The 3,593-nt window shown below is 57.8% G+C and carries 3 protein-coding genes; all 3 read left to right on the forward strand.

Translation table 11 applies throughout. The features are described from left to right. Window positions 1-2: 2 nt before the first annotated feature. Entirely contained in the window at window positions 3-944 is a 942-nt protein-coding gene (locus AC1DRJ_RS21710; RefSeq protein ID WP_477803949.1) for a LysR family transcriptional regulator, read from the forward strand. Between the two features lie 47 nt (window positions 945-991). Then, entirely contained in the window at window positions 992-2,311 is a 1,320-nt protein-coding gene (locus tag AC1DRJ_RS21715; RefSeq protein ID WP_477803950.1) for an MFS transporter, read from the forward strand. A gap of 151 nt (window positions 2,312-2,462) precedes the next feature. Continuing rightward, the coding region (locus AC1DRJ_RS21720; RefSeq protein ID WP_477803951.1) for an OprD family outer membrane porin at window positions 2,463-3,593 on the forward strand (1,131 nt) is incomplete at its 3' end.

Below are 3,593 nucleotides of genomic sequence, written 5' to 3' on the forward strand. Positions count from 1 at the left end.
AAATCCGCCAGCTCAAATACTTCCTGGCCGTTGCCGATGCGGGCAGCCTTTCAGGGGCAGCCCGCAAGGTGCTCATCGCGCAATCGGCGTTGAGCAAGCAGATGTGCGCGCTGGAAGACGAATTGGGTGTGACGCTGTTCCATCGCAGCAATAGCGGCATCGCCATCAATGGGGCAGGCCAGGTGTTTTACGAGTATGCCCTGGGCATTCTCAAGCAATTGCGCGATGCCAAGGCGGCGGTCCTGCCTGGGCATGGAGTATTGACGGGGTCCATCGTGGTGGCGCTGCCGCAGAGCGTTTCGCCGATCATTGCCCTGCCGCTGCTGCAGGCAGTGAGCCGGATCTACCCCCAGGTGGAGCTGCAATTGAACGAAGAATTGACCGGCAATCTGGTCGACCAGTTGATCCGTGGCAGTGTCGACATCGCGCTGTTCACGCCAACGGGGCTGCCTGCGGAAGTGAGCTTTACGCCACTGATTGAAGAGGACCTCTATCTGATCCATCGCGCCAATGACCCTGAGGCGCCGCCACCCGGCGAGGTGACCCTGGCCCAGGCCGTGTCGCGGCCGCTGGTCTTTCCCGGCAGGGCCCACAGCCACAGCACCCGGGCCGTCGTCGATCAGGCCCTGGAACAGCAACAGCGAGCGCCCGCCGCAGTGGCCATGGAAGTCAACTCGGTCTACATCCTCAAAAGTGCCGTCGAGGCTGGCATTGGACCGACCATCATGCCGCTCAATCTGGCGATACGTGAAGTGGCTGAAGGGCGTTTGGTTGCCCACCCATTCGCTGCGCCTGGCGTTTTCCGGACGCTGGGTATCTGCACCTGCGGAACGCGACCCGCCAGCAATCTGCGGACCTTGATCGCGCAGCTGATAAGCCAGGTGGTACACGACATGTGCCGATCAGGCGAATGGCCTTCGACACGCTTACTGCCTGCTACCTGAACAAGAGTTTCATCTTCGCTTCGACAACAACAATAAAGAGGCTAGACATGAACCAACCTCCACTCCCTGCGGGCGTGATGCCCGACCACGCATTGAAATCAGCCTACCGTAAGACGGCCTGGCGAATTATCCCGTTGTTGATCGTCTGTTATCTGGTCGCTTATCTGGACCGGGTCAACGTCGGTTTCGCCAAGTTGCAGATGCTCGACGATCTGAAATTCAGTGACGCCGTTTATGGCTTGGGCGCGGGTATTTTTTTCGTCGGTTACCTGATGTTCGAAATCCCCAGCAACATCGCCCTGCACCGCTTTGGCGCTCGCCGCTGGATCGCTCGCATCATGGTGACCTGGGGGCTTTTGTCGGCAGCGATGATGTTCATCGAGACGCCACTGGCCTTCTACTCGCTGCGTTTGCTGATCGGTATTGCCGAGGCGGGATTCTTTCCCGGCATCATCTTCTATCTCACCACCTGGTTCCCCAGCCATCGACGCGGGGTGATGACGGCGATGTTCATTACCGCCCTGCCCGTCTCGAGCATGCTCGGCGCGCTTATCTCGGGTTTTATCCTGCAAAACCTCAATGGCGTAGCGGGTTACGCTGGCTGGCAGTGGCTGTTTGTCATTGAAGGGCTGCCTGCAGTAGCGCTGGGGGCAGCGGTATTTTTCCTGCTGCGCGACAGAATCGCTGATGCTCATTGGCTGTCGCCTGAAGAGCGCCAGGGCATGCAGGCGGCCATCGATCGTGAGGCTTCGCAGAAACAAAGCCATCGCCTACGCGACGGCTTGGTCAATCCGCAGATCTGGCTGCTCGGCGCCGTGTATTTCTGCCTGGTGCTGGGCCAGTACGTGATCAGCTTCTGGCTTCCGACCATCATCCGTAACAGTGGCGTGCAGCAACCGGCGGTTATCGGTGTGCTCAGTGCCATCCCCTATGCGGCAGCTGCAATTACTATGGTGCTGGTAGGACGTAGTTCCGACCGGCGTGGGGAGTACCGCTGGCATTTGGCAATTTGCGCCTGCATCGGCGCACTGGGCATAGCCTTCGGTACCTATTTCGGCGACAACCTGTTGCTCGGCATGATTGGCCTGACCATAGGCACGGCCGCGATGGTCAGCAGCCTTCCGGTTTTCTGGGGCATGCCCAGCGCAGTGGTTGGCGGTGCAGCCGCCGCGACGGGCGTCGCGCTGATCAACTCACTGGGCAATATTGCCGGTTTCTTCAGCACGATTGTCGTGGGTTGGTTGACTCAAGTGACCGGCAATACCCATGCGGCGATGTACATCATGGCTTCGATACTGGTCATGGGTGGTGTACTCGGCTTGCTCGTTTACCGCCTGCGCCCGACGCCTGTCGCCCAGACAGTTTAAAAAGCTGACAGAACTTCCCAGTCAATTTTAAAGCACATGCGCTGAGGCCCCAGTACGCCCTGATGAAACTGTCAGGGCCAGGCTGAACTCGCCTCGAAAAACCTGCGCGCCTACAAAACAACAATTAAAAAAACAACAGGAGCACATAACAATGACAAAAACCTCCCCTGTAAATCCTTTAATGCTGTCCGCCATTGGTTGCTTGTTGGCCGGCCCGGGCACTGCTTTCGCTGACTTCCTGGCGGACAGCCAGGGAAACCTGAACGTGCGCAATTTCTACTTCAACAACGACTATAGAAATCAGCCGGGTCCTCAAGGCCAAAGCAAAATACGCGAGTGGGGCAATGGCTTCATGCTGGATCTCAAGTCAGGCTACACCGAGGGCACATTAGGCTTCGGGCTTGATGCACTCGGTACCCTGGGCGTACGCCTGGACGGAGGGGCAGGCAATCATCGGGGCAGCTCCATGTTTCCCGATGACAGTGATGGGAATGCTGTTCATGAGTTCAGCCGGCTTGGTGTCACCGCCAAGGTCAAATTATCAAAGACCGAACTCAAGGTCGGAACGCTGCTACCCAAACTGCCGATCCTGGTAGCGAACGACGGTCGACTGCTCCCGCAATTGTTTGAAGGCGCAATGTTGACCTCCAAACCCCTGGACAGCTTGACTCTGGTTGGCGGGCGCATCAACGAAGCCACCGGGCGAGCTTCGACTAACCGTTCGGGGCTGGCCGTTGCTGGAGGGCGGCGTGAAAGCAACAATTTCTCCTTCGCCGGAGCAGACTATCAATTGAGCAAACCGCTTCTTCTACAGTATTACCATGCCAAACTCGAAAATTATTACGACCAAGACTTTCTTGGCTTGGTACACACGTTTCCCATTGCCGAAGGGCAAACATTCAAAACCGATTTGCGCTACTTCCGAACCCGGGCGGAGGGTAAAAACGATACTGCCCAAGGACGCGCTGCCGGTTACACACTCAGCGGCTTTGGCGAGACCCCGGGCCGAATAGACAATGATACCTGGGCGGCGATATTCACTTACAACGTGGGCGGCCATTCGCTCACAGGTGGTTATCAGAGGGTGTCTTCCGGCAGCAACTTTACCCAATTGAACCAGGCCAGCACTGGCGAAGGTGCCGCCGGCTCCAGTACTTATCTGCCTACGGACAGATTCGTCTCGAGCTTCCTGCGGGCGGGCGAAGATACCGTGTTCGGCATGTATTCCTACAACTTCGTTGCTTCCGGATTCCCCGGCCTGACAGCGTCCATGGGCTACTAC

This window comes from Pseudomonas sp. P5_B2, from assembly GCF_056400445.1.